Origin of the sequence: Halomonas salsilacus (assembly GCF_051216275.1) — a bacterium.
Lineage (GTDB): Bacteria > Pseudomonadota > Gammaproteobacteria > Pseudomonadales > Halomonadaceae > Halomonas.
Genome location: NZ_JBPKAQ010000002.1, coordinates 20,061 through 44,593, shown reverse-complemented (window position 1 = coordinate 44,593; position 24,533 = coordinate 20,061). Strand labels below are relative to the sequence as shown.

Annotated in this window: 18 protein-coding genes; 12 read left to right on the top strand and 6 right to left on the bottom strand. The window is 67.9% G+C overall.

The window, feature by feature from the left end; all coding sequences use genetic code 11:
* Nucleotides 1-37: 37 nt before the first annotated feature.
* The 10 genes from ACR80S_RS03545 to ACR80S_RS03500 all read left to right on the top strand — a co-directional run bounded on the left by ACR80S_RS03545 (nt 38) and on the right by ACR80S_RS03500 (nt 13,304).
* The gene (locus ACR80S_RS03545; RefSeq protein ID WP_435402579.1) at nt 38-1,549 is read left to right on the top strand and encodes a CoA-acylating methylmalonate-semialdehyde dehydrogenase; all 1,512 of its coding nucleotides are present in this window, start codon (nt 38-40) and stop codon (nt 1,547-1,549) included.
* A gap of 17 nt (nt 1,550-1,566) precedes the next feature.
* Nucleotides 1,567-3,249, top strand: a complete 1,683-nt coding sequence (locus tag ACR80S_RS03540) for a GMC family oxidoreductase (protein WP_435402578.1) — start codon at nt 1,567-1,569, stop codon at nt 3,247-3,249.
* A 212-nt stretch (nt 3,250-3,461) separates the two neighbouring features.
* The gene (locus tag ACR80S_RS03535; protein ID WP_435401726.1) at nt 3,462-3,668 is read left to right on the top strand and encodes a cold-shock protein; all 207 of its coding nucleotides are present in this window, start codon (nt 3,462-3,464) and stop codon (nt 3,666-3,668) included.
* Nucleotides 3,669-3,921: 253 nt separating this feature from the next.
* Nucleotides 3,922-5,691 carry an SLC13 family permease gene (locus tag ACR80S_RS03530; protein ID WP_435401727.1) on the top strand — a complete coding sequence of 590 codons (1,770 nt, stop codon included), beginning with the start codon at nt 3,922-3,924 and terminating at the stop codon, nt 5,689-5,691.
* Nucleotides 5,692-5,793: 102 nt separating this feature from the next.
* Nucleotides 5,794-6,462 carry an alpha/beta hydrolase gene (locus ACR80S_RS03525; protein WP_435401728.1) on the top strand — a complete coding sequence of 223 codons (669 nt, stop codon included), beginning with the start codon at nt 5,794-5,796 and terminating at the stop codon, nt 6,460-6,462.
* 40 nt (nt 6,463-6,502) lie between these two features.
* Nucleotides 6,503-7,855, top strand: coding sequence for a sensor domain-containing diguanylate cyclase (locus tag ACR80S_RS03520; protein WP_435402754.1), 1,353 nt, complete (start codon nt 6,503-6,505; stop codon nt 7,853-7,855).
* 46 nt (nt 7,856-7,901) lie between these two features.
* Nucleotides 7,902-8,543: a hydrogenase subunit MbhD domain-containing protein gene (locus ACR80S_RS03515; RefSeq protein WP_435401729.1), complete on the top strand. Its 642-nt coding sequence runs from the start codon at nt 7,902-7,904 to the stop codon at nt 8,541-8,543.
* On the top strand, nt 8,540-9,988 hold the full coding sequence (locus tag ACR80S_RS03510) for a complex I subunit 5 family protein (RefSeq protein WP_435401730.1): 1,449 nt from the start codon (nt 8,540-8,542) through the stop codon (nt 9,986-9,988). The genes ACR80S_RS03515 and ACR80S_RS03510 overlap by 4 nt, the downstream gene beginning before the upstream one ends.
* Nucleotides 9,985-11,490 (top strand): complex I subunit 5 family protein, encoded by a 1,506-nt coding sequence (locus ACR80S_RS03505; RefSeq protein WP_435402577.1) that lies wholly within the window; start codon nt 9,985-9,987, stop codon nt 11,488-11,490. The genes ACR80S_RS03510 and ACR80S_RS03505 overlap by 4 nt, the downstream gene beginning before the upstream one ends.
* Complete coding sequence (locus ACR80S_RS03500; RefSeq protein ID WP_435402576.1) at nt 11,487-13,304, top strand: proton-conducting transporter transmembrane domain-containing protein; 1,818 nt, start codon at nt 11,487-11,489, stop codon at nt 13,302-13,304. The genes ACR80S_RS03505 and ACR80S_RS03500 overlap by 4 nt, the downstream gene beginning before the upstream one ends.
* Before the next feature lie 78 nt (nt 13,305-13,382).
* On the opposite strand, the gene ACR80S_RS03495 is transcribed toward ACR80S_RS03500, so the two are convergent.
* From ACR80S_RS03495 to ACR80S_RS03485, 3 genes are all read right to left on the bottom strand, one after another.
* The gene (locus ACR80S_RS03495) at nt 13,383-14,783 is read right to left on the bottom strand and encodes a PhoH family protein (RefSeq protein ID WP_435402575.1); all 1,401 of its coding nucleotides are present in this window, start codon (nt 14,781-14,783) and stop codon (nt 13,383-13,385) included.
* A gap of 257 nt (nt 14,784-15,040) precedes the next feature.
* Nucleotides 15,041-16,066: a patatin-like phospholipase family protein gene (locus ACR80S_RS03490; protein ID WP_435402574.1), complete on the bottom strand. Its 1,026-nt coding sequence runs from the start codon at nt 16,064-16,066 to the stop codon at nt 15,041-15,043.
* Nucleotides 16,067-16,150: 84 nt separating this feature from the next.
* On the bottom strand, nt 16,151-16,870 hold the full coding sequence (locus ACR80S_RS03485; RefSeq protein WP_435401735.1) for a murein L,D-transpeptidase catalytic domain family protein: 720 nt from the start codon (nt 16,868-16,870) through the stop codon (nt 16,151-16,153).
* A 146-nt stretch (nt 16,871-17,016) separates the two neighbouring features.
* Between ACR80S_RS03485 and ACR80S_RS03480 the strand changes: the two genes are divergently transcribed.
* Nucleotides 17,017-18,633, top strand: a complete 1,617-nt coding sequence (locus tag ACR80S_RS03480) for a L,D-transpeptidase family protein (RefSeq protein ID WP_435402573.1) — start codon at nt 17,017-17,019, stop codon at nt 18,631-18,633.
* Nucleotides 18,634-18,650: 17 nt separating this feature from the next.
* Here the strand turns inward: ACR80S_RS03480 and ACR80S_RS03475 are convergent, their stop codons facing one another.
* The 3 genes from ACR80S_RS03475 to ACR80S_RS03465 all read right to left on the bottom strand — a co-directional run bounded on the left by ACR80S_RS03475 (nt 18,651) and on the right by ACR80S_RS03465 (nt 23,411).
* Nucleotides 18,651-20,504: an ABC transporter ATP-binding protein gene (locus ACR80S_RS03475; protein WP_435402753.1), complete on the bottom strand. Its 1,854-nt coding sequence runs from the start codon at nt 20,502-20,504 to the stop codon at nt 18,651-18,653.
* A gap of 124 nt (nt 20,505-20,628) precedes the next feature.
* A complete protein-coding gene (locus tag ACR80S_RS03470; protein ID WP_435401737.1) occupies nt 20,629-22,338 on the bottom strand; it encodes a peptidoglycan DD-metalloendopeptidase family protein in 1,710 nt (569 codons plus the stop codon).
* Nucleotides 22,339-22,565: 227 nt separating this feature from the next.
* Nucleotides 22,566-23,411: a pirin family protein gene (locus ACR80S_RS03465; protein WP_435401738.1), complete on the bottom strand. Its 846-nt coding sequence runs from the start codon at nt 23,409-23,411 to the stop codon at nt 22,566-22,568.
* A gap of 114 nt (nt 23,412-23,525) precedes the next feature.
* Between ACR80S_RS03465 and ACR80S_RS03460 the strand changes: the two genes are divergently transcribed.
* Nucleotides 23,526-24,443, top strand: coding sequence for a LysR family transcriptional regulator (locus ACR80S_RS03460; RefSeq protein ID WP_435401739.1), 918 nt, complete (start codon nt 23,526-23,528; stop codon nt 24,441-24,443).
* The last annotated feature ends 90 nt before the right edge of the window (nt 24,444-24,533 follow it).

The following is a 24,533-nucleotide window of genomic DNA, read 5'->3' as shown; positions in this document are numbered from 1 at the left end:
CCCGGACCGCAGCACGCGATAAGCAGTCGAGGCCGCCATGAACACCACTAGCATCCCGCATTATATCAATGGACAAATGACCGCCGGTCAATCCGGCCTGAGCCAGGACGTCTTCAATCCGGCCACCGGCGAGGTCACAGGTCAGGTGATGCTGGCCTCTCAGGCCGATGTGGACACCGCCGTAGCCGCGGCCCAGGCCGCCTTTCCGGCCTGGGCCGATACGCCGCCGATCCGTCGCGCCCGGGTGATGTTCAAGTTCCTCCAGCTGCTCAACGAGCACAAGGATGAGCTGGCCGAGGCGATCACCAAAGAGCACGGCAAGGTGTTCACCGACGCCCAGGGTGAGGTCGCGCGCGGCATCGATATCGTCGAGTTCGCCTGCGGCATCCCGCAGCTGCTCAAGGGCGACTACACCGAGCAGGTCGGCACCGGCATCGACAACTGGACGGTGCGCCAGCCGCTGGGCGTGGTGGCGGGCATCACCCCGTTCAACTTCCCGGTCATGGTGCCGATGTGGATGTTCCCGGTGGCCATCGCCGCCGGAAACAGCTTCATCCTCAAGCCAAGCCCCCTGGACCCTGGCGCCTCGCTGCTGCTCGCCGACCTGCTCAAGCAGGCCGGGCTCCCCGATGGTGTCTTCAACGTGGTGCAGGGTGACAAGGACTCGGTGGAGGCGCTCCTCGACCACCCCGACGTCAAGGCGCTGTCGTTTGTCGGCTCCACGCCCATCGCCAACCTGATCTACGAGCGTGGTGCCCGTCACGGCAAGCGGGTCCAGGCCCTGGGCGGCGCCAAGAACCACATGGTGGTGATGCCCGATGCGGACCTCGACAAGGCCGTGGATGCGCTGATCGGCGCCGCCTACGGCTCTGCCGGCGAGCGCTGCATGGCGATCAGCGTGGCGGTGCTGGTGGGCGACGTGGCCGACCAGGTGGTGCCGCAGCTGGCCGAGCGTGCCCGCGCGCTCAAGGTCAAGAATGGCATGGAGCTCGACGCCGAGATGGGCCCGATCGTCACCGCCCAGGCCCACCAGCGTATCACCGGCTATATCGACAAGGGCGTGAGCGAGGGCGCCACGCTCGTGGTGGACGGCCGCGACTTCGATGCCGCCGATACCGGTGAGGGCTGCGCCGAGGGCTTCTGGATGGGCGGCACCCTGTTCGACCATGTCACCCCGGAGATGACCATCTACAAGGAAGAGATCTTCGGCCCGGTGCTGGTCTGCGTGCGGGTGCCCGATATCGCCACTGCCATTCAGCTGATCAACGACCACGAGTTCGGCAACGGCGTGAGCTGCTTCACCGAGAGCGGCCATGTGGCCCGCGAGTTCGGCCGCCGCATCCAGGTGGGCATGGTGGGCATCAACGTGCCGATCCCGGTGCCCATGGCCTGGCACGGCTTCGGCGGCTGGAAGCGCTCGCTGTTCGGCGACACCCATGCCTACGGCGAGGAGGGCGTGCGCTTCTATACCAAGCAGAAGTCGATCATGCAGCGCTGGTCCGATTCGATCAACGCCGGGGCCGAGTTCGCCATGCCGACGCATAAGTAAGAGGGAGGTTGCACGCCATGGCTGAACAATTCCAGGACCAGCAAGAGTTCGACTATATCGTGGTAGGCGCCGGCACCGCCGGCTGCCTGCTAGCCAACCGCCTCAGCAAGGATCCCGCCAACCGGGTGCTGCTGATCGAGGCGGGCGGCCGCGACAACTACCACTGGATCCATATCCCGGTGGGTTACCTCTACTGCATCGACAATCCGCGTACCGACTGGTGCTTTCGCACCGAGCCGGACCCCGGGCTAAACGGCCGCTCGCTGATCTACCCGCGAGGCAAGACCCTGGGCGGCTGCTCCAGCATCAACGGCATGCTCTATATCCGCGGTCAGGCCCGCGACTATGACGGCTGGGCCGAGCTCACCGGCGACGACGCCTGGCGCTGGGAGAACTGCCTGCCGGACTTCATGAAGCACGAGGACCATCACCGCCTGGATGCCCCCGGCAAGGCCGATGCTGCCCACCGTAACTTCCACGGCAGCGGTGGGGAGTGGCGGGTAGAGAAGCAGCGCCTCAGCTGGCAGGTGCTCGATGACTTCGCCACCGCGGCCGTGGAGGCCGGCATCCCGCGGACTCAGGACTTCAACCGCGGCGACAACGAGGGCGTCGACTACTTCGAGGTCAACCAGCGCAAGGGCTGGCGCTGGAACACCGCCAAGGCCTTTCTGCGTGGGGTCGAGAAGCGCGACAACCTCACCCTGTGGCACTCCAGCCAGGTGCTGGGACTCGAACTGCAGCGAGCCGGCGAGGGCGGCCAGGGCCAGGGTAGAGAACCGCGCTGCACCGGCGTGCGCCTCGAGCGCGGCGGCCAGGAGACGGTGGCCCTGGCGGCGCGCGAGGTGATTCTCGCCGCCGGCGCCATCGGCTCCCCCCAGCTGCTGCAGCTCTCGGGCATCGGCCCCGCGGACCTGCTCGCCGAGCATGACATCCCGCTGGTGGCCGACTTGCCCGGCGTAGGCGAGAACCTGCAGGATCACCTGCAGATCCGCTCGGTCTACAAGGTGAAGGGGGCCAAGACCCTCAACACCATGGCCAACTCCCTGGTCGGCAAGGCCGGTATCGGGCTCGAGTACCTGCTCAAGCGCTCAGGCCCCATGAGCATGGCGCCCTCTCAGCTGTGTGCCTTCACGCGCAGTTCCGACGAATACCAGCATCCCAATATCGAGTACCACGTCCAGCCGCTGAGCCTCGAGGCCTTCGGTCAGCCGCTGCATGACTTTCCGGCGATCACGGCGAGCGTGTGTAACCTTAACCCGACCAGCCGCGGCACGGTGCGCATCAAGAGCGCCGACCCGCGCCAGGCCCCCGCCATCTCACCCAACTACCTGAGCACGCCGGAGGATCGCCAGGTGGCGGCAGACTCGCTGAGGGTCACGCGGTGCATCGCCGAGCAGCCCGCCTTCGCCAAGTACTCGCCGGAGGAGGTCAAGCCCGGTGTGCAATACCAGAGCGACGATGACCTGGCCCGCCTGGCGGGGGATATCGGTACTACCATCTTCCATCCGGTGGGCACCACGAAGATGGGGCGTGACGACGACCCCATGGCGGTGGTGGATTCCCGGCTGCGTGTTCGCAAAGTGGCAGGGCTGCGGGTGGTGGATGCGGGTATCATGCCCACCATCACCAGCGGCAACACCAACTCGCCGACCCTGATGGTCGCCGAGAAGGCGGCGGCCTGGATTCTCGCCGGGGAGTGACATTCCGGTCGCTTACGGCAAACCCACGGCAAATAATATTTGACCTGCACCCGTGAAGGGGGCAGGATGTGCGCAGTAGGTTAGCAAGTCGAACATCGCAAGTGGTCATCGAAACGCTCTTGGCATCGATTTCCCGGTGAAAGTTTCTTGTTCTACCCACTGTAACTCGGGTATTTCCCGGCAAATCAAAACGCTATTAGAGGAATTCGATAATGGCTACCGGTACCGTCAAGTGGTTCAACGACACCAAAGGCTTCGGCTTCATTTCTCCGGACGACAACGGTGACGACCTGTTCGCTCACTTCTCCGAGATTCAGTCCGAAGGCTTCAAGTCCCTGCAAGACGGCCAGAAGGTTTCCTTCGACGTCACCCAGGGCAAGAAAGGCCTCCAGGCTTCCAACATCAAGGTCATCGGCTAAACGCCATGTGACCCTGATGCGACTCCTCCGCTAACCCGGTCGAGTCACCAGAAAGGCCCGCCTCGTGTGGGCCTTTTTGCGTGGGCGCCATACACGACGGCCTCTTGGACGTTACAGCGCTTCCTGGTTTTGGTCCGGTACGGTAAGGTTGGGTCTTATAGCGCTGAATTGCATAAAAAGATTTCCACAAAGAACTTTTTAGAATACGCATCTGGCGTCACAATGGGGTCCTGTTGTCGACTGGATGCTCGCCATGCCCCTGGACGCCTGGATCTCGCTGGCCGTCGTGATCGCCGTCTTTCCGCTGATGGCCTTTTCCCGCCTCGGGCCCGATATGGTGCTGATGGGCGCGGTGATCCTGCTGCTGACGCTTGGCATCATCGAGCCTTCCCAGGCCCTGGGCGGTTTCTCGAGTACCGGGCTGTTCACCGTGGCCTTCATGTACGTGCTGGTCACCGCCATTCGCCAGACCGGCGGCATCGACCTGATCATCCGCCATGTGCTCGGCCGGCCTCGAAACGAGACCGGGGCGCTGCTGCGCCTGCTGCTGCCGGTGGCCTCGCTGAGCGGCTTTCTCAACAACACCCCGGTGGTGGCCACCTACATTCCCGCGGTGCTGAGCTGGAGTCGACGCGTGCGAGTGCCGGCCCACCGCTTGCTGATGCCGCTCAGCTTCGCCTCCATCCTCGGTGGCACCATCACCCTGTTCGGCACCAGCACCAACCTGGTGGTGCACGGCCTGCTGGTGGATCGCTCGCCGGAGCTTGCCATGGGGCTCTTCGACCTCGCCTGGGTGGGGGTGCCGGTGGCAGTGATCGGCCTGGCCTATCTCATCCTGCTCGGCCCGCGGCTGTTGCCGGCGCGGCGCGGCGCCGCGGCGGCCTTCGAGAATCCCCGGGAATTCACCATCGAGATGGAGGTCGACCCGGCCGGGCCGCTGGTCAACCGCAGCGTGGAGGAGGCGGGGCTGCGCCACCTGCAGGAGCTGTTCCTGGTGGAGATCGAGCGCGACGGCAACGTGGTCAGCGTGGTCGGCCCCGGCGAACGCCTCAAGGGCGGTGACCGCCTGGTGTTCGCCGGCACCAGCGAGGGCGCGGTGGAGCTGCAGCAGGTGCGGGGCCTGATGCCCTCACGCCAAGGCGAGTCGAGCCTGGAGAAGGATTTCAAGGAGCGACGCCTGGTCGAGGCGGTGGTCTCCAACCAGTGCCAGTTCGTGGGCCAGCGCATCCGCGACGGCCATTTCCGAACCCTCTACGGCGCCGCCGTGCTGGCGGTGTGTCGCGGCGGCGAGCGGGTTGCCGGCAACCTCGGTCAGGTGCGCCTGCAACCCGCCGATGTGCTGCTGCTGGAGGCGCGACCGCCCTTCATCGAGCGCCACCGTCAGTCGCGGGACTTCCTGCTGATCAGCCAGCTCAACGGTGCCGCCCGCCCCGTGCACGAGAAGGCCTGGCTGGCCTGGAGCATCCTGGCCGGCGTGGTGGCCCTGGCGAGCCTCGGGGTGATGAGCATGCTGAACGCGGCCATGCTCGGGGCGGCCCTGGTGCTGCTGACCGGCTGCTGCTCGATCGGGGCGGCCAAGAGCGGGCTGGATACCCAGGTGCTGCTGACCATTGCCGCCTCCTTCGGCCTGGGGGCGGCGCTGGAGAGCTCCGGGGCCGCCGCGGCCCTGGCCGGGGGTGCCCTGGGGCTGGCCGATGGCAATCCGCTGCTGCTGCTGATCGGGGCCTACCTGCTGGTGGCGATGCTGACCGAACTGGTCACCAACAATGCCGCCGCGGTGATCACCTTCCCGGTGGTGATGGCCAGCGCCGAGAGCCTCGGCGTCAGCCCCATGCCCTTCGTGGTGGCGGTGATGTTCGCCGCCTCGGCGAGCTTCCTGACGCCGATCGGCTACCAGACCAACCTGATGGTGCATGGACCCGGCGGGTATCGCTTCGGCGACTTCCTGCGCGTGGGTGGGCTGCTCAACCTGATCACCGGCGTCGTGGTGCTCACGCTGATTCCGCTGGTCTGGCCCTTCTGAACCTGCCGGCTTCCTCGATTCGTCCGAGGGGGCATCTCGCCGTCGAGGGGGCTTTGCGGTAGGGTGTCGAGTCTGATTTCCCCGACCAACGGAACCCACCCCATGAGCCAACCCGGTGAGCTGATCATCGACCCGAAGGGCGCCAAGCCCGCCGACGCCTGCGTCTTCATCCTCCACGGCCTGGGCGCCGACGGCAGCGACTTCGAACCCCTGGTGCCGGCGCTCTCGCTGCCGGCAAACGCCAGCGTGCGCTTCATCCTGCCCCATGCGCCACGACTGCCGGTGACCATCAATGGCGGCATGGTGATGCCCGCCTGGTATGACATCCTCGAGATGAGTCTGGATCGCCGTGTCGACGAGCCCCAGCTGATGGCCTCGGCCGAGCGCATCCAGGGCCTGGTGCGCGAGCAGATCGACCATGGCATCGACAGCCGTCGCATCATCCTGGCCGGTTTCTCCCAGGGGGGTGCCGTGGCCTACCAGGCCGCGCTCTCCTTCGAACAGCCGCTGGGCGGGCTGCTGGCGCTCTCCACCTACTTTGCCACCGCGGAGAGCATCGCGCTGGCGGAGGCCAATCGAGAGCTGCCCGTCGAGGTGCACCACGGCAGCTTCGACCCGGTGGTGCCCGAGGCGCTGGGGCGGGCGGGCTTCGAGCGGGTCAAGTCGCTGGGCTATCCGGCCCACTATCGCCAATACCCCATGGCCCACGCGGTCTGTCCCCAGCAGGTGGCGGATATCGGCCATTGGCTGAGCCAGCGCCTGGCGCGCTGAGCTCTTTCCCACTGGACACAAGGAGTGTCGTGGCTTGAGCATGGAGAGAGTCAGGCGGGCATGGCATCGCTGGTGGGCCGGTGAGGAGCGCGTCGCTTCCGGCCTGGGTGAGCTGTTTCTGGAGCGCTACCCGGGGGCGGTCATGCTGCTCGATGATGAGGGCGTGGTGCTGCAGGTCAATCCCGAGTTTGAACGGCATGCCGGCCATGCTCCCGACCAGCTCCTTGGCCGGCGGGCGGTGACGCTGGATGCCGACCCCCTGCACGGCGGCTTCGCTCTCGCCCTGGACCACTGCCGCACCACCCGCCAGCCCTGGCGGGGCGTGCTGCTCTGCCGTCGCGCCAACGGCGAGTTGCGCCACCAGACCACCATGATCCAGCCTCTGGAAGCGCGCCCCGGCGGGCCCTGGCGGCGGCTGGTGATCCAGTACGACGTCACCGGCATGCGCGAGCGGGAGCTCCACGACCGCCAGCTGCTGGCCAGGCTCGATGACACCGTCTCGCGCCTGCCCGGGGCGATCTTTCGCCTGTGCCAGAATGCCGCCGGGCACCTGGAGCTGCTCTACTCGAGCGAGGGTCTCGAGACGCTGGCGGGGCTGACGCCGGAGCAGGCGATGGAGGATACCGCGCGGCTGCTCGAGCTGATCCTGCAGGAGGATCGCCGGCGGCTCGAGATCGCCCTGGCCCAGTCGGCGGTGAGCCTGGCGCCCTGCCAGCTGGAGCTTCGCCTCGACCTGCCGGACGGCCTGCGCTGGGTGGAGGTCCGTGCCCGGCCGCAGCGCCGCCGCGACGGCAGCATCCTGTGGGACGGCCTGCTGGTCCAGGTTACCGAGCGCAAGGTCGAGGAAGCCAAGATCCGCCGGCTGGTCAGCACCGACATGCTCACCGGAGCGCTGAATCGCCGCGCCTTCTTCGAGCAGGGGGCGGCGGTCCAGGCACGCGCCCTGCGGCACGGCGAGGCCCTGCCCCTGGCGATGCTCGACCTCGACCACTTCAAGGCCCTCAATGATACCCACGGCCACGCGGCCGGCGATCTTGCCCTGCAGGTCTTCGCGGCGACCTGCCGCGAGTGCCTGCGCCCCTACGACCTGTTCGCCCGCATCGGCGGCGAGGAGTTTGTGGTGGTGCTGGTGGACACCTCGCTCGCCGAGGCCTGGGCCATTCTCGAGCGCCTGCGCCGGACGGTGGAGGCGATCACCCTGGAGGTGGAGGGGGGGGAGTCCCTGCGCTTCACGGTCAGCCTGGGCCTGGCGAATCTCCCTCCCGACGGCAGTCTGGATATCGCCCTGGGCGACGCCGACCGAGCCCTCTACCGGGCCAAGCATGAGGGGCGCAACCGGATCTGCGGGGCCGACGGCCTGTCTTCGCCCTTCAGTGACGCTGACCCAGCGTGAGGGTGTGGCCTGGCAATCGCGCCGGGAAATGGTCAGGATCCTGTTCATGACCTCAATCGCATTGATTCTACTGGCACTTCTCTGCCTGCTGGATCGGCATCTGCGCCGTGCCTGCCTGGCATTCATCGTCTTCGCCCTGATGATGTCGTTCACCTGGTGGCAGCTGAGTGCCCCCTGGCTGGCCGCCGTCGAGGCGCTGCTGGGGGCGCTGCTCACCGGCGCCGCGCTGCTGCATGCACTGGGCCGGGCAGGGGACGTGCCGCGCCTGCCGCCGCGTGACGCCGCGCCCCGCCGCGGCGGCGAGGCGGTGGTGCGCTGGCTGGCCGCCTTGGCTTGGTTCGTGCTTGCTGGGCTGGCGCTGGTGGGGCTGCTGCATTCCGGGCGGCTGTCGTTCGTCGGAGATACCGAGCTTGCCCTGGTGGCTGTCGGGCTGCTGGTAGTGGCGCTGGGGCTATGGGCCTTCTCCCACCATCGCCACCTCCTGCGCCGCCTGCTGGCGTTCAACGTGCTCGGATCCGGCGTCTTCCTGCTGCTGGTCGGACTCGCCGGCACTGGCCCGGAGGTACAGGGTCTGATACTGGTGGGACTGGCGGTGGCGCTGGTCGGCTCGGTGCTGGGCGTGATGCTGGTACGCCGCCTGCATGCCCTGGAGGGGAGCGTGACCCTCGAGCCCGAGGGCGGCCCATGACGTCAGCCGCCAACCTGCTGCTGTGGCTAATGCTGGTGGCCCCGCTCCTGCTGGGGTTGCTGGCCTGGTGGAGGCCGCCTCGCCATATGCGCGGAGTGGTGCTGGCCGGTGGGGGGTTGCCGCTGGCGACGCTTTGGCTGCTACCCCGGGCGGGGGAGGGGGCACTGCACGGCAGCCTGGCGCTGGGTGGGCTCTCGCTGCACTGGCGGCTGGATGCCTTGTCGGCCCTGCTGTTGCTGCTGACCCAGTTGGTGCTGCTGGCCAGTACCGCCTATGCCGTGGGGCACCGCCGTGCGGCGCTGCCCACCGAGGCCGCCCATGCTCGCCTCTGGCCGCTGCTGGGCGGGCTGGGGTCTGCCCTGGGGGTGATCTGGGTGGCCGCGGACCTGCTGCTGCTCTATGCGGGGCTGGAGCTGATGGGCCTGTGTGCGGTGGGCATGCTGCTGCTGCCCGGCAAGGCCGAGGCGATTCGCGCCGGCCTGCGCTACCTGCTCTATGCGCTGGTGGGGTCGCTGGCCTGGCTGCTGGGCGTGGCGCTGCTGCTGGGCGCCTGGGACACCCTGGAACTGGCCGGCCTGGCCGCGGTGGTCGAGCCCGATGCCACCACCCGCATCGCCATGGCGCTGCTGACCGGAGGGCTGCTGCTCAAGGCGGCGATCTTCCCGCTGCACGGCTGGCTGGTGCCGGTCCACGCCAGCGCCTGGACCCCGGTCAGCGCGGTGCACGGCGCCCTGGTGGTGAAGGCCTCCTTCTTCATCCTGATTATCCTGTGGCGCCTGCTGCTGCCGGAGGCCGAGATGGCGGCCGGAGCGCTGGGGCTGCTGGGCGCGGCAGCGGTGCTGTGGGGCGGGCTCAAGGCGTGGCGGGCCGATTCGCTCAAGCAGGTGGTGGCCTGGTCCACGGTGGGCCAGCTCGGCTACCTGATGCTGCTCTTCCCGCTGCTGGCCGGCACCGCGGCGTCGGTGGCCGCGCTGGCCTGGCAGGCCACCTGGCTGCAGCTGGCCGGCCACGCCCTGGCCAAGGCGGCGATGTTCATGGCCGCCGGCAACCTGATGCTCTCCACCGGCGCCAGCCGCCTCGCCGACCTGGCCGGCACCAGCCGTCGGCTGCCGCTGTCGCTGATGACCTTCGGTATCGCCGCGGTGACCCTGATGGGCCTGCCGCCCAGCGCGGGGTTCACCGCCAAGTGGCTGCTGCTGCAGGCCTCCCTGCAGTCGGGCCAGTGGCCCTGGGTGGTGGTGCTGGTGCTCGGCACCCTGCTGACCGCCGCCTATGTGTTCCGGGTGCTGCGCTGCTCCTTCGTGGAGGAGGCCCCGCGCCATGACTTCAAGACGCTGCCGAGGGGGATGGACCTGGTGCCGCTGCTGCTGGCCCTGGCCGCCGTGGGCCTGGGCCTGGTGGCGGAGTGGCCGCTGGCGCTGCTGCGCCAGGGAGGGGTGCCATGAGCGCCGCCTTCTTCCCGGTCGCCACCCTGGCCACCTCGCTCGCGGCGGCGGCGATCATCTTCCTGCTGCCGGAGGGGGCCGTCCGCGCCCGTACCGGGCTCAACCTGGCCGCTGCGGTGCTCAAGATCGGCCTGGTGGCCTGGATGGTGCGCGGGCTGAGCCAGGGCCAGGCCTACTCCGTGGAGTTTCCGGTGGTGGAGGGGCTCTCCTTCGTGCTGCGCGCCGATGCGCTGGGCATCATGTTCGCCGGGCTCTCCTCGCTGCTGTGGCTGTTCACCACCATCTATGCCATCGGCTACCTGGAGGACTCTCCCAACCGGCGCCGCTTCTTCGGCTTCTTCAGCCTCTGCGTCGCCAGCACCCTGGGCATCAGCCTGGCCGGTAACCTCTTCACCTTCCTGATCTTCTACGAGCTGCTGACGCTTTCTACCTATCCCCTGGTGGCCCACCGCGGCACCCCGAAGGCGCTGGCCGCCGCCACCCTCTACCTGCGCTTCACCCTCACCGCGGGGCTCGTCCTGATGATCGGGATGGTGGCGCTGCACACCGTGGCCGGTGATATTCGTTTCGGACAGCGCGAGATCCTCGCCGAATTCGCGCCGGAGCATCACGGTGCCCTGATCGCCATCTTCTGGATACTGATCGCCGGCTTCGGGGTCAAGGCAGGGCTGGTGCCGTTGCACGGCTGGCTGCCGCGGGCCATGGTGGCGCCGGCGCCGGTCAGCGCCCTGCTGCATGCGGTCGCGGTGGTCAAGGCCGGCGCCTTCGGCATCGTGCGGCTGGTCTATGACGTCTACGGTGCGGATCTCAGCCAGGCGCTGGGGCTGCTCACCGGGCTCGCCGTCATCGCCAGCGTGACCATCCTCTATGCCTCGCTGCGCGCCCTGGCCCAGGAGGAGCTGAAGCCTCGGCTGGCCTTCTCCACGGTCAGCCAGGTGAGCTATGTGGTTCTGGGCATCGGACTGTTCGGGCCGCTGGGCACCATCGCCGCGCTCTCCCATCTGCTGCACCAGGGGTTGATGAAGATCACCCTGTTCTTCTGCGCCGGCAACTATGCCGAGGAGCTCGGCATTCATCGCATCGATGAGCTCGACGGAGCGGGGCGGCGCATGCCCCTCACCAGCCTGGCCTTCAGCGTGGGCGCGCTGGGCATGATCGGCCTGCCGCCGATGGTGGGATTCCTCAGCAAGTGGTACCTGGGTACCGGGGCGGTGCAGGCGGGCATGCCCTGGGTGATTGCCGTGCTGGTGGTCAGCAGCCTGCTCAACGCGGCTTATTTCCTGCCGATCCTCTACCGCCTGTGGTTCTGCCCCGGCCCCGACCACGGCGTAGGCACCTGGCCGGAGGAGCGCCATCTCGGCCGCTTCGAGACCAGCACCTGGCTGCTGCTGCCAGCGCTGGCCACGGCGCTGTTCAGCGTGATGGCGGGCCTGCTGGCGGGCATGCCCTACAGCCCACTTGAGTGGGCGACCCGGGTGGCCACCCTGGAGTATCTGCCATGAGCCAGGTGATCTTCGTGGTCCTGATGATCGCCGCGCTGCTCTGGCCACTGGTGCTGGTGCTGCGCGAACCGCTGATGGCCGCGCTGACCGGGCGCGGCGAGATGCGATTCCCCCTCGATCCGCTGTGGGCCACGGCGCCACTGCCGGCATTGGCGCTGGCGCTGCTGGGGCCCGACGGCAGCCTGTCGCTGTCGGCCTGGCTGCTGGGCGGCGCCTGGGTGCTGGACGAGCCGCGCCGGGTGCTGCTGGCGTTCACGGCGCTGCTGTGGCTGCTTTCCGGCTGGTACGCCCGGGGCTACCTGGTGGGAGAGCGTGACCGCGCGAATGCCGGCAACGACGCCTCGGCGGCGCGGCTTTCGCGCTTCGCCGTGCTCTGGCCGCTGACCCTCTCCGGCAACCTGCTGCTGCTGGTGGCCGAGGATATCGCCAGCTTTTACCTGGGTTTCGCAGTGATGACCTTCGCCGCCTACGGCCTGGTGATCCACTCCGGCACCCGCGATGCCCTGACCGGTGGGCGCGCCTACCTGATCATGGCGGTAGTTGGCGAAGGGCTGATCCTGGGCGGCCTGCTGTGGGGCGCCGGCACCCTGGGGGCCCTGACCCTGGGCGAGTTCCGCGAGGGGCTCGCCACCGCTCCCCACGGCGCCTGGATCGGCCTGCTGCTGTGGCTCGGCTTCGGGGTCAAGGCCGGCGTGGCGGGCCTGCACCTGTGGCTACCCCTGGCCCACCCGGTGGCCCCCACGCCGGCCAGCGCCGTGCTCAGCGGCGCCATGGTCAAGGCCGGGGTGGTCGGTTGGGTGGCGACCCTGCCGCTGGGGGAGCCCGCCGCCGAGGCGGCCTTCGTCGGGCTGGGGCGCGCCATGCTGCTGGTGGGCCTGGTGGGTGCCTTCGGCGCGGCGCTGCTGGGCGTCTGGCAGCGCCACCCCAAGGCGGTGCTGGCCTACTCCAGCGTCAGCCAGCTGGGCATGCTCGCGGCCCTGGTGGGAACCGGCCTCGTGGCCCCCGCGCTGTGGGCGGCCCTGGCGCCGGCGGTGGTGCTGTTCGCCGCCCATCATGGCCTGACCAAGGGGGCGCTGTTTCTCGGCGTGGGCATCGGCGAGCACCCGCCGCGGCTGCCCGCCTGGGTGCTGGCCCTGCTGCTGGCGCTGCCGGCGCTGTCACTGGCGGGGGTGCTGGGCTCGGGGCTGGCCACCAAGTGGGCCTTCAAGGCGGCACTCTACAAGGGCGGCCATTCGGGCCTGGTGACCTGGCTCTCCCTGGCGGCGGTGGGCACCACGGCGCTGATGGCGCGCACCCTGTGGTGCCAGTGGCAGGGCGAGCGGCAGGCGCGCCACGACGGCCTGGTGCCGCTTGGCGCCCCCATGCCGCTGGCCTGGCTGCTGCTGGTGGTCAGCGCCCTGACGCTGCCGTTGTGGCTGCCGGTACTGGGCATGCGACCGGAGGCACCCCCAGTCGCAGAGCTCGCCGGCCTCTGGTGGCCGGCCCCGCTGGGGGTGGCGCTGGCCCTGGTGGGCGGTGGGCTGGTTCACTACCGGCTGCCGCGGCTGGCCAAGCGGCGTCTGCCGCCGGGGGATCTGTGGTGGCCGCTGGCGAGTGGCCTGAGTCGCCTGTGGGTGGCCACCTGGCCCTGGCTAGAGCGACTGGCCGCGGCGAAGGCGGCCTGGGTGGCCTGGTGGGTGGCGCTGGAGCGGTCAGGCACCTCGGCGCTGGAGGCGCTGGGAGGGGGCGAGAGGTGGCTGCGTCGCCACGCCGCGGTGCTGATGATGGCGGTCGCCGTGGGACTCGCCCTGGTGCTGCTGTTCAGCGCCGCCTGACGCCCCCTGGGTGCTTGTGTCAGTCCCGGGTGGGGGCGTCAGGCGGGTGTCAGGGTGGCGTCGGCCCTGCGGCAATGGCTACAGCAGTTCCTCGCCGGCCAGGGCCAGGCGCGAGCGCTCGACGCTCTTCAGGGTGATATGGCCGCCGTGGGGCCAGTCCCGGAAGCGCTGGACCAGCGCCGCCATGCCGCAGGTGTTGGCGGTCAGGTAGGGGGTGTCGATCTGACCGACGTTGCCCAGGCAGACGATCTTGGTGTTGCGCCCGGCCCGGGTGACCAGGGACTTGAGCTGCTTGGGGGTGAAGTTCTGGGCCTCGTCGATGATCAGGAAGGTGTCGTTGAGGGTACGCCCGCGCATGAAGCCGGGTGAGCGGATCTGCACCCGGGCGCCGAGCAGCTGGCGGGTGGCGCCGTTGTCCCAACTGGACTCTCCGTTCTCGTCGCGCAGCAGGTTGTCCATGTTGTCGTGGAAGGCGCCCATCCAGGGCGACATCTTCTCCTCCTCGGTGCCGGGTAGAAAGCCGATGTCCTCGCTCATGGAGATCGGCGCCCGGGTGAAGACGATGCGCTCGAACCGCTTGGTGTCGAGGGTCTGCTGGAAGGCGGCGGCCAGGGTCATGAAGGTCTTGCCGGTGCCGGCGCTGCCGGCGATGGTGACCAGGTCGATGTCGTCGTCCATCAGCAGGTTGAGGGTGAAGTTCTGCCGGCAGTCGTGGGCATGCACGCCCCAGACGCTGGCTCCGTGGCGGTAGTTGGTGAGCAGCTCGAGGCGGGCCTGCTGGCCGCTCGCCTCGCGAACGATGGCCTCGAAGCCGCCCTCGTTGTCGCTGTCCGCCACCAGCATGCCCGGATGCCACTCCGCGGGGATCTCGCCGCCAAGGTGATAGATCACCCGATGACCCTCGCGTTCGACGCTGACGTCAAGCGCCAAGCCATTCCACAGCTCGCTGCCGGCGTCCGGGTAGACCCGCACCCCCTCCAGCATGGCGTCGCTGTCGTCGAAGGCGCGATCGTTGAGGTAGTCCTCCACCGGCACGCCCAGGGCGGCGGCCTTGACCCGCAGGTTGATGTCCTTGGTGATCAGGATTACCGAGGCGTCCGGCCGCTCCTGGCGAAGCCGGCAGGTCTCGGCGAGGATACGGTTGTCGGGGGTCTCTTCGAGCGGCTCCAGGGACTTCAGGTCGGTGTAGCAGAGCAGGCGCAGGCGCCCCGGGGGGCCGCTCAGGCGCGGAATGGGGATGCCGCTGCGAATCTGCTCGAGGTCGACGTTGGCGGTGAGGTCGGACAGGGTGCGGCTGACCTGGCGGGCGGTGCGGGCGATCTCGCGGACGCCGTTCTTGTGCTTGTCCAGCTCCTCGAGCACGGTCATGGGGATGACCACTTCGTGCTCGTCGAACTGATAGAGGGAGGCGGGGTCGTGCAGCAGGACGTTGGTGTCCAGCACGTAGAGGCGGGTGGCCTTCTTGTCGATGCGTACCATCGGCGCAGCTCTCCTGATTGTCTCGAGCGGACGTCGTTTATGACGTCCCGATGTCGACACTGTCAGCGCGCGATGTCAGGAAGGTGACAGCCGCTGACGGTGTCGTTCAGCGCTTCTACTCCCTCCGGTGGTCTCATCCTGAAACATTCGACAGCGAGCGGGGCTCAGGGTGCGTTCCCGCCTAACGCCGAGCATGGTATGGCTCGCGGTACTTCGGCAAGGTGAGCGCTTAGCGAAGCGTCAACGCAAGCGGAGCGCTACTCCGTATCCCGGTATACGCTCTCCACGTCGAGAGTGGAGCGGCTGCCCAGCTCCTCGAAATTCTCGGCCAGCCACGCTTCGGCGGTGCGCCGACCCTCGTCGCGCAGATAGCAGAGGAAGGGCCACTCGGAGTTGAGCTTGCTCGAGACCGAGAGCTTGCCCAGGGTGTCGTCCCCGGCGATGCGGTGGAAGAGGGTGCCTTCGAAGCATCCGATGTCCACGCCATGGTCCCCGAGCAGGCGCTGGACCAAGGCGATCATGCGCACCTCCTTGATCAGGGCGGCGTTGAAGGTGATCTCGTTGAGACGGTTCATGATCGCCGCGGCGCTGGTGGGCAGCTCTTCGCGGTAGATGGGGTTGATCTGCACGACCACGATGTCCCGGGAGCCGCAGTGTTCCATCAGCGGCATCAGCGAGGGGTTGCCCATGTAGCCACCGTCCCAGTAGGCCTCGCCGTCGATCTCCACCGCCTTGAACACCGTGGGCAGGCAGGCCGAGGCCATCACCGCATCCACGCTCATCTCCTCGCGGGTGAAGATGCGCTGCTTGCCGCTGCGCACGTTGGTGGCGGTGACGAACAGCTTGAGGTCCGGGCAGCAGCGGACCCGCTCGAAATCGACCCTCTCGCTGACGATATCGCGTAGCGGATTGAGGTCGAAAGGGTTGAGCTGATAGGGCGAGACCAGTCGGCTCATCAGGTCCATGGCGATATAGCCCGGCGAGTGGTCGAGGCTCCAGTTGCCCATGAGCTTGTCCAGCGGGGAGCGCTGGATGGGGCTGGACCTGCCGGCGCGGCTGACCGCTTCCCAGAAGTCGTGCAGCGCCTGGCGGGCGGTGTCACGGTCGCCGCGGGTCAGGGCGTCGGCCATCACCACGCCGTTCATGGCCCCGGCGCTGGTGCCGCTGATCCCCTCGATCTCGATGCGAGGGTCTTCCAGCAGTCGGTCCATCACGCCCCAGGTGAAGGCGCCGTGGGAGCCGCCGCCCTGAAGCGCCAGGTCGATACGTTTGGTGTCGGTCATGGGTGTCCTGTCCTTGGCGTTGGTGCGCTGCACAAGGCATCAGCATAACCCTCGGCCAGACAGACGCAACCGAAACCGCTCGCCTCAGCGCATTGCCAGTTGTTGGTCGTCGCGGTCGCAGGCCAGGTAGGCGGAGCCCTCGAGCCACTCCGGGTCCGGGTAGTAGACGAAGAGGTACTGCTCCTCCTTGATGCTGTCGATCAGCGGGTAGGTGACGTCCTGGCGCACCGCCGGGCAGCCGTGGCTGCGGCCCAGGCGGCCGGTCTGCTCGATGAAGGATTCGCTCACGTAGTCGGCGCCATGGATGACGATGGCGCGCTGGTAGGCCAGGTGGTTGATACCGTTCTCGAGCCCCTCCAGGCGCAGCGAGTAGCCGTTGCGCCCGTAGTAGGTGTTCATGGTGCGAAACAGCCCCAGGCTCGACTGGTAGCTCTCCGGAATGTTCGAGAAGGTGGTGGCCATGGCGTCGCCGGAGCCGCGCCCGTGGGAGACCAGTTCCTCGAACATCAGCTCGTCGCGGTTCAGGTCGAAGACCCACAGGCGCGGCTCGGTGGAGGGCAGCGAGTAGTCGATGACCGCCAGGCGCTCGGCGTGCGGGTCGGCACAGGCCAGGGCATTGGCGGCCAGCGACAGCACCTGAGGGTCGGCCCCGGGTGCCAGGCGGGTGAGTCGCTGATTCAGGGTCTGGCCGTGGAGTGCCTCGGAATGCAGAGCCTGGGCGAGGAGGGTATCGGCATGAGCCTGACCGGAAGCGAGCAACGCGCAGCCGGCAAGCAGGGAAAACGGGAGCAGTGATCGGGTCATGAAGACGGTACCTTGAGAGTCGGTAACTGGCCGGGTGCCAGGAAAGGTGAGGCGGGGCCTGCTTCCCTGTGTCCCCGCGCATGGGGCTAGTATGGAGAGAGAGCCAAGGAAAGCCAATTTAGCCTTAAACGATAAAGGAATCGAACATGCGGTCATTTGTCGCCATCCTCGCCATCGTGGCGCTGATGGTATCCGTCTCGGCCAGCGCTGAGCAGCCGCGCGAAGTCTCGCTTGGCAGCCTGGAGGCGGAAATCGCCCGCCTGTTGGTCGAGGAAGATGCCGAACTGGGCAGGTTCTACGCGGCCCGTGATCATCGCCTGGCCTGGGCGGAGCACCAGCAGGTGGCGGCCTTCGCCGAAGCCCTTCAGACCCTCGAGGGCGATGGCCTGGACCCGCGCGACTATCGGGCCGACCGCCTGGTGGCCGAGCATCGGCAACTTCACGAGGCGGGTGCCGCGATGGCCGAGCAGGCGCGCTTCGACCTGCAGACCTCGACGCTGCTGCTGACCGCCCTGCGCCACCTGCAGCGTGGCCGGCTCGACCCGCGCCGAGTCGATCCCCAGTGGGAGATCCCGGTGGCGCCGGCGCAGCTCGATCTCGAGAGCATTTCCCGGGCCGTGGACGGCCAGCGCTTCGAGCAGGTCTTCGGCGAGGCACGCCCCGCCTATGCCCCCTACGAGCGGCTGCGCAGCGGCCTGGCCCGCTACCGCAACATCGAGCGAGTGGGAGGCTGGCCGATGCTCCCCGAGGAGCCGCGCGTGCTGCGTCAGGGCGACGTGGATGAGGCGGTCGGCCGGCTTCGGGAGCGGCTGGCCATGGAAGGCGAGCTCGAGGTGATGGCCGCCTACCCTGGCGCCTTCCCGGGTGCCGAGCTCGAGACCCCCGATCCGCGGCGCTTCGATGCTCCTCTGGAGGCAGCGGTGAAGCGCTTCCAGCGGCGCCATCTGCTGGAGGCGGATGGCATCGTCGGGCCCCAGACCCGCACGGCCCTGAACGTGCCGGTAGCGGCGCGCATCGATCAGATCCGTCTCAATCTGGAGCGTACCCGCTGGCTGCTGAACGGCCTGCCGGAGGCCTTCGTGCTGGTGGATATCGCCGGCTACCGGCTCAGCTACTTTCGCCCCAACGGCGAGATCTGGCGTTCGCGCATCGTGGTGGGTCAACCCTATCGACGCACCCCATCGCTGCGCTCCGAGATCACCCACATGACCGTCAACCCCACCTGGACGGTACCCCCCACCATCCTGCGCGAGGACGTGCTGCCGGCGATCCGCCGCGACCCGAGCTACCTCCAGCGCCAGAACATGCGGGTGCTCAGCCCCTCGGGGCAGCGGCTCGATCCGTGGCAGATCGACTGGTGGAACCCGGGCAACGTGATGATCCGCCAGGATCCGGGCCCACATAATGCCCTGGGGCAGGTAGTGATCCGCTTCCCCAATGACCACCTGGTTTACCTGCACGACACCCCGGCCCAGGGGCTATTCGCCCGGGAACAGCGCGCCTTCAGCTCCGGCTGCATCCGCGTGCAGGGCGTGCTGGAGTTCGCCCAGCTGCTGATCGACGATACCGGATCTGACCAGAACATGCGGGCGCTGACCGCCAGCGGCCAGACCCGCAACGTGCCGCTCGCCATCCCCATGCCAGTGATCCTGCACTACTGGACGGTGCACCCGGGTGAGGATGGCCAACTGGTGTTCCGCCCGGATATCTACGAGCGCGACGGCGACCTGCTGCGGGCGCTCAATCGCCCGCTGGCGCTTTGATGAGCTCGTGACGGGCGCTACTCATACCCCTTCGCCTGCAGCCGGAACAACCGGGCATAGCGGCCGTTGGCGGCCATCAGGCTCTCGTGGTTGCCCTGCTCGAGGATCTCGCCGCCGTCGATGACGAGTATCTGGTCGGCGGCGCGCACCGTGGAGAAGCGGTGGGAGATCAGCATGGTCATCTTGTTGTGGCTGTGCTTGCGGAAGTCGGCGAATACCGCCGCTTCGGCGGCGGCGTCCATGGCCGCGGTGGGTTCGTCGAGCACCAGGATGTCGGCGCTCTCACGCATGTAAGCCCGGGACAGGGCAATCTTCTGCCACTGGCCGCCGGAGAGTTCCTGGCCCCCCTTGAACCAGCGTCCCAGCTGGGTGTGGTAGCCGCCGGGCATCGAGGCGATGAAGTCATCGGCCAGGCCGCGCCGCGCCGCTTCCTGCCAGCGCGCCTCGTCGTCAAAGGCCGCCACGTCGCCGGCGCCCAGGTTCTCGCCCACCTTGAGCTGGTAGCGCACGAAGTCCTGGAAGATCACTCCGATTCGTCGGCGCAGGGCCTGCACGTCCCACTCGCGCAGGTCGCTGCCGTCGAGCAGGATACGCCCCTCGCCGGGTTCGTAGAGCCGGGTGAGCAGCTTGATCAGGGTGGTCTTGCCGGAGCCGTTGGCGCCCACCAGTGCCAGGCTCTCGCCGGGGGGCAGGTGCAGCGAGATGCCAAAGAGGGCCGGCGTCTCGGCGCCGGGATAGGTGAAGCCGACATTCTCGAAGCGAATGCCATCGCCGGGGCGAGCGCCCTGGGTCAGGGTGCCGGCCTGGGCCGCCACCGGCTGCTCCAGGTACTCGTAGAGGTTCGAGAGGTAGAGGTTGTCCTCGTACATCCCGCTCACCGAGGTCAGGCTCGCCGAGAGCGCCGCCTGGCCCTGCTTGAAGACCATCAGGTACATGGTCATCTCGCCCAGGGTCAGGCCGCCGGAGATGGTTTCCACCACCACCCAGGCATAGGCGACGTAGAAGGCCAGGGTGCCGAGCAGCCCGAGGCCGAAGCCCCAGCTCTCGCGGCGAATCGTCAGGCGGCGATCCTCGCCGTAGAGGGTGTCGAAGATCTTCCGGTAGCGCGCAAGCAGCAGCGGCTCCAGGCCGAACAGCTTGACCTCCTTGATGCTGTCCTCTCGGGCCAGCACCGTCTCCAGGTACATCTGCATGCGGGTCTGGGGAGAGCGCCAGCGGAACAGCCGGAAGGCGTCGCCGGAGAACTTGGCCTCGGAGAGGAAGACCGGCAGCGCGCCCACGGCCAGGATCAGCAGGGCCCAGGGGGAGAACTGCACCAGCAGCACCCCGAAGCTGATCAGCGAGATGCCATTCTGGGCGAGCCCGAAGGTCTTGTTGACCAGCCCCAGCGGGCGGATCGACGCCTCGCGGCGGGCGCGGGTCAGCTTGTCGTAGAACTCGGAGTCCTCGAACTGGGCCAGGCTCAGGGTGCCGGCCTTCTCGAGGATCATCACGTTGACCTTCTGGCCGAGCAGGGCACGCAGCAGTGACTGCTGGGCCGAGAGGCCACGCTGAGCCATGGCGATGGCGGCGATCACCCCTGCCTCGGCCAGCACATAGCGCAGCACGGGCCAGGTGCTCTCGAGGGTGAGGGCGGCGCCGGTCTCACGGTGGTAGGCCATGGCCGCCACCACGGCGTCGACGATCAGCTGGCCGATCCAGGCCGCCACTGCCGGTAGCACACCCGCCACCAGGGTGCACAGCGCCAGGCCCACGGTGAGTGGCCGCGAGGTCTGCCAGACCAGGGCCAGCGCGCGGCGGCTGTAGCGAAAGACGCCGAAGAAGGCCGCCAGGCGGTTCGCGGGCGGGGCAGCGGGTTGGGTGTGGCGCATATGGGGCGAGGACAAGCGGTGTCTCCGTGCCTGGAGAGAAGGTCAGCAGCGACTTGGCAGGGGCCCTAACCGCAGCGCCCCGCTGTCAGGCGGGGCGCTGGGCTGGGTGGTGTCAGACGATGGTTCAGCCCTCGTCGTCGTCGCCTCGACGGCTTGCCACCACCGTGCCGGTGTCGCCGCTCTGCAGGGCAGCCAGCAGCGGTTCGGCCTGGCGCTTGAAGGCCACCAGGTTGTCGCCCGAGAGGCTCTTGTTCTCGGGCAGGGACACGGTCATCGCATTGACCTGGCTGTTGTTCACCAGGATCTCATAGTGCAGGTGCGGGCCGGTGCTGCGGCCAGTGTTGCCGGAGAGCGCGATGCGCTCGCCCATGGTCACGCGATCACCGCGGCTGACCAGCGGGCGGGAGAGGTGCAGGTAGCGGGTCTGGTAGCCGTTGTCGTGACGAATCACGACATAGCGGCCGGCCGTCGGGTGGTTGGCCACCTTCTCCACGCGGCCATCCGCCGGCGCCACGACCGGCGTGCCGATGGGCATGGCGAAGTCGGTGCCGCGATGGGGGCTCACGCGGCCGGTGACCGGGTGGGTGCGGCGCGGGTTGAAGCCGGAGCTCAGCCGATAGCTGCCCTCGAAGGGGTAGCGGTTGAAGGCCGGGTCGAGGCTTTCGCCATCGGGGGTGTAGAAGTTGCTGTCGCTGCCGTTGCGCACCAGGGTCAGGTCGAGGCGCTCCCCCTCGTACTGCACGGCCAGCACCCGCGGATCGAAGCTCGAGCCGTCGATGATGTCGGATTCCACAAGCACCTGGAAACGATCGCCGCGACGGGTGTCGCGGCGGAAGTCGAGTTTCTTGCCCAGCACGCGGGAGAGCTCGCTGATCTCCACGCTGGAGAGGCCGGTGGCCTGCGCCGAGCGCGTGAAGCTGCCGCTGACGGTGCCGGCAAACAAACGCTGGGAGGCCTCGCCGGTGCGCTCGATGGTGGCGACCTCGAAGCCGTGTTCCTCGCGCTCCACCAGGAAACCGTCGCGGGCGTTGCGCATCATGCGCAGGGTCAGCAGCTTGCCGTCCTCGTCGAGCTGGTAGTCGAAGCTGTTGCCGGCCCGCCAGCGGGCCAGGGCATTCTTGTCGGGCAGCTCGTCGAGCAGCCGCATCACGTCGCTGTAGCCCATACCGAGGCGGTTCTGGGCCATCACCGCGAAGGTATCGCCCTGCTTGACGGTGTAGGTCTGCCACTCCGGTACGAAGGGCTTGGTGGCGGCGATCTCCTTTTCGAGGATCACGGGGCCCTCCTCGAACAACCCGAGCTCCTCATCCGGCACGGGCTCATAGGAGGTGGCATCGGCCATCAGGGTACCGTCATGGTCGAGCATGCCGCTGCCTAGGGTGCCCACCACCACCGCCATATGAATGGCGCCCTGGTCGAGCCTGGGGCCGACAAGCACCTCTTCGGCGGCGTCGGCCCCAGGCTGGCTGGTGGCTGGCCGAGTGAGCGCCAGGGGCAGGTCGCCGTCGGCCGAGGCGCTGTCGATCAGGTCAAGATCGAGGGCCTTGCTATCGGCGAGCTTTGTCAGGGGGAGGTGATGGCGAGTGGCGTCCAGCGCCTGGCTGGCGATCTCGATGGCATCCCCAAGGGGGCTGCGCTGGAAACTGAGCGAGGGGAGGCCAGGGCTGGCATCCATCTCGAGGGGGACGATCACGGTGTCGAGCGTGTGGTGTTCGCGCTGGACATCCTGGTAGGTAGTGACGATTTTCTGTGCGCCCAGCACGGTAACCATGGTGGCAACCGGTAACAGCAACAACTTGTGCGTGCGGGGCAGCGAATGAAGGATTCGCAACATAGGTAATGGCCAGTGAATAATGGAAAAGACATAAAAGGGCACGTGAACCATAACCCATGCAGTTTGACCTGCCTATCCTGTACATATTCACAGTAAACCTCCCGCGCCGGAATTTTTGCCGTGCGGGAGACAAGATGAAGGCCATTTGTTACCAAGTGTTATTAAATCCCGGGAGACTCAGGAAATCAACCCCAGGGCACGGAAGACCCATGGCGCGGAAGTCGGGCTCAGTCGGTGAGGGTGCCGTCGCGATAGTCCCGCAACGCCTGCTCGAGCTCCGCGTGGCTGTTCATCACGAAGGGCCCGTAGTGGGCGACGGGCTCCTCATGGGGCGTGCCCGCCAGCAGCAGGGCCTGGCCTCCCGTGGCGCTGGCCAGCGCCAGGTGGTCGCCCGCACTCAGCCGTGCAAGATGGCCCGCCGGCACCAGGGCATCGCCCACCGCCAACTTCCCCTCGAACACATAGGCCAGCAGGGTAGGGGCGTCGGTGTGCAGCGTCAGCTCGCCACCCGCTTCGAGACGCACGTGAGCCACGTTGCCGTTGCCGGCCAGGGCATCGAGCGGTCCCTCGGCGGTCTCGCCGTCGTCACGGTTCCAGCGACCGCCCAGGGCGACCAGCTCGGCACCGCCGCCGGCAAGGCGAGGCATCTCGCCGCCGCGCACATCGCGATAGTCTGCCGGGCTCATCTTCTCGCTGGCGGCCAGGTTCAGCCACAGCTGGAAGGCGTGCAGGCCATGGCTGTCGGTGAGCGGCATCTCGGAATGGATAATACCGCGCCCGGTGTGCATCCACTGAGCGTCGCCGGCATTGATCGTGCTCGAGTGACCCAGATGGTCCTCATGGGTCAGGCCGCCGTGGAGTACGTAGGTGAGGGTCTGGATGCCGCGGTGGGGGTGGGGCGGAAAGCCGCCGATGTAGTCGTTCGGCCGATCGGAGCCGAGCTCGTCCAGCATCAGGAAGGGATCAAGGCCACCGCCGAAATCATGGATCCGCTTGATCTTGACGCCGTCGCCGTCCTGGCTGGGCTGGCTGGATTGCAGGTGATCGACCTGGCGAAGCGAAAGTGTCGTCATGGCAGGAGCCTCCGGGGCGTGACAAATGCATCATGAACTCTTGCCTGGCATTGTAGGCCGATTTTTTCGAAACTTAAGCGCAATGTTTCGCTTCATTCATTCGAGGAGTTCGAAATGTCACGCGTCACCCTCGCCCAATGGCAGATGCTGGCCGCGGTGGTCGACCACGGCGGCTTTGCCCGCGCCGCCGAGGCGATCCACAAGAGCCCCTCCACCCTCAACCATGCGGTGCACAAGCTTGAGGAGTTGCTCGGTGTGCAGGTGCTGGAACCCGTCGGCCGGCAGGTGCGCCTGACCGAGGCCGGCGAGCTGCTGTTGCGCCGTGCCCGCCAGCTGATCGAGAGTGCCGCCGCCCTGGAGGATGTGGCCGGCCGGCTCGCCGAGGGGCTGGAGGCGGAAGTGGTGCTGGCCGTGGACCAGGTCTTCCCTTCCGATGCCCTGGCCCGCGCCCTGGATGACTTCTCCGAGGCTTATCCCTATGTGCGGGTCCAGCTCCACGAGACGGTGCTCAACGGCGGCATCGAAATGCTCTACGACGGTAGCGCCGACCTGGTGATCTCCGGCCTCTCGGCCCAGGGCTTCCTGGGTGAGCCGCTGGTCACGGTGCGCTTCGTGGCGGTGGCCCACCCCGATCACCCCCTGCATCACCTGGAGCGCGCCCTCGACCTGCGCGATCTGGTGCAGCACCGCCAGCTGGTGGTGCGCGACTCGGCGCTGCGCCAGTCCATGGATGCCGGCTGGCTCAAGGCCGAGCAGCGCTGGACCGTGAGCCACCTGGAGACCTCCATCGACATGCTGGAACGCGGCCTGGGTTTCGCCTGGCTGCCCGAGACACGCATCCAGGACGCGCTGGCGGCGGGCCGGCTCAAGCCTTTGGCCCTCTCCGCCGGCGGCGTGCGCGAGATCCCGGTGCAGCTCATCCACCGCGACCGCGACCGTGCCGGCCCCGCCACCCGGGCCATGGCCGAGGTGCTGCTGAGGGAGGCAAGCGGCAGTGCGCCCGAAGAATGTCCAATTTTATCGAAAGATTGAGCTCAGAATAAGCGCTGAAGCGTCGATGATTTCGCACTAAGATGATGTGAATTATCCAACCGGCGGCGTCCCGCCGCCAGCAAAGGAGAA

Excerpts from the sequence above, each read along its gene's own strand:
- ACR80S_RS03480 (WP_435402573.1), top strand. The coding sequence starts at position 17,017 with ATGCGGTCATTTGTCGCCATCCTCGCCATCGTGGCGCTGATGGTATCC.
- ACR80S_RS03535 (WP_435401726.1), top strand. The coding sequence starts at position 3,462 with ATGGCTACCGGTACCGTCAAGTGGTTCAACGACACCAAAGGCTTCGGC.
- ACR80S_RS03485 (WP_435401735.1), bottom strand. The coding sequence starts at position 16,870 with ATGACCCGATCACTGCTCCCGTTTTCCCTGCTTGCCGGCTGCGCGTTG.
- ACR80S_RS03505 (WP_435402577.1), top strand. The coding sequence starts at position 9,985 with ATGAGCGCCGCCTTCTTCCCGGTCGCCACCCTGGCCACCTCGCTCGCG.
- ACR80S_RS03540 (WP_435402578.1), top strand. The coding sequence starts at position 1,567 with ATGGCTGAACAATTCCAGGACCAGCAAGAGTTCGACTATATCGTGGTA.
- ACR80S_RS03475 (WP_435402753.1), bottom strand. The coding sequence starts at position 20,504 with ATGCGCCACACCCAACCCGCTGCCCCGCCCGCGAACCGCCTGGCGGCC.
- ACR80S_RS03470 (WP_435401737.1), bottom strand. The coding sequence starts at position 22,338 with ATGTTGCGAATCCTTCATTCGCTGCCCCGCACGCACAAGTTGTTGCTG.
- ACR80S_RS03525 (WP_435401728.1), top strand. The coding sequence starts at position 5,794 with ATGAGCCAACCCGGTGAGCTGATCATCGACCCGAAGGGCGCCAAGCCC.
- ACR80S_RS03495 (WP_435402575.1), bottom strand. The coding sequence starts at position 14,783 with ATGGTACGCATCGACAAGAAGGCCACCCGCCTCTACGTGCTGGACACC.
- ACR80S_RS03460 (WP_435401739.1), top strand. The coding sequence starts at position 23,526 with ATGTCACGCGTCACCCTCGCCCAATGGCAGATGCTGGCCGCGGTGGTC.
- ACR80S_RS03530 (WP_435401727.1), top strand. The coding sequence starts at position 3,922 with ATGCCCCTGGACGCCTGGATCTCGCTGGCCGTCGTGATCGCCGTCTTT.
- ACR80S_RS03490 (WP_435402574.1), bottom strand. The coding sequence starts at position 16,066 with ATGACCGACACCAAACGTATCGACCTGGCGCTTCAGGGCGGCGGCTCC.
- ACR80S_RS03545 (WP_435402579.1), top strand. The coding sequence starts at position 38 with ATGAACACCACTAGCATCCCGCATTATATCAATGGACAAATGACCGCC.
- ACR80S_RS03465 (WP_435401738.1), bottom strand. The coding sequence starts at position 23,411 with ATGACGACACTTTCGCTTCGCCAGGTCGATCACCTGCAATCCAGCCAG.
- ACR80S_RS03520 (WP_435402754.1), top strand. The coding sequence starts at position 6,503 with ATGGAGAGAGTCAGGCGGGCATGGCATCGCTGGTGGGCCGGTGAGGAG.
- ACR80S_RS03500 (WP_435402576.1), top strand. The coding sequence starts at position 11,487 with ATGAGCCAGGTGATCTTCGTGGTCCTGATGATCGCCGCGCTGCTCTGG.
- ACR80S_RS03510 (WP_435401730.1), top strand. The coding sequence starts at position 8,540 with ATGACGTCAGCCGCCAACCTGCTGCTGTGGCTAATGCTGGTGGCCCCG.
- ACR80S_RS03515 (WP_435401729.1), top strand. The coding sequence starts at position 7,902 with ATGACCTCAATCGCATTGATTCTACTGGCACTTCTCTGCCTGCTGGAT.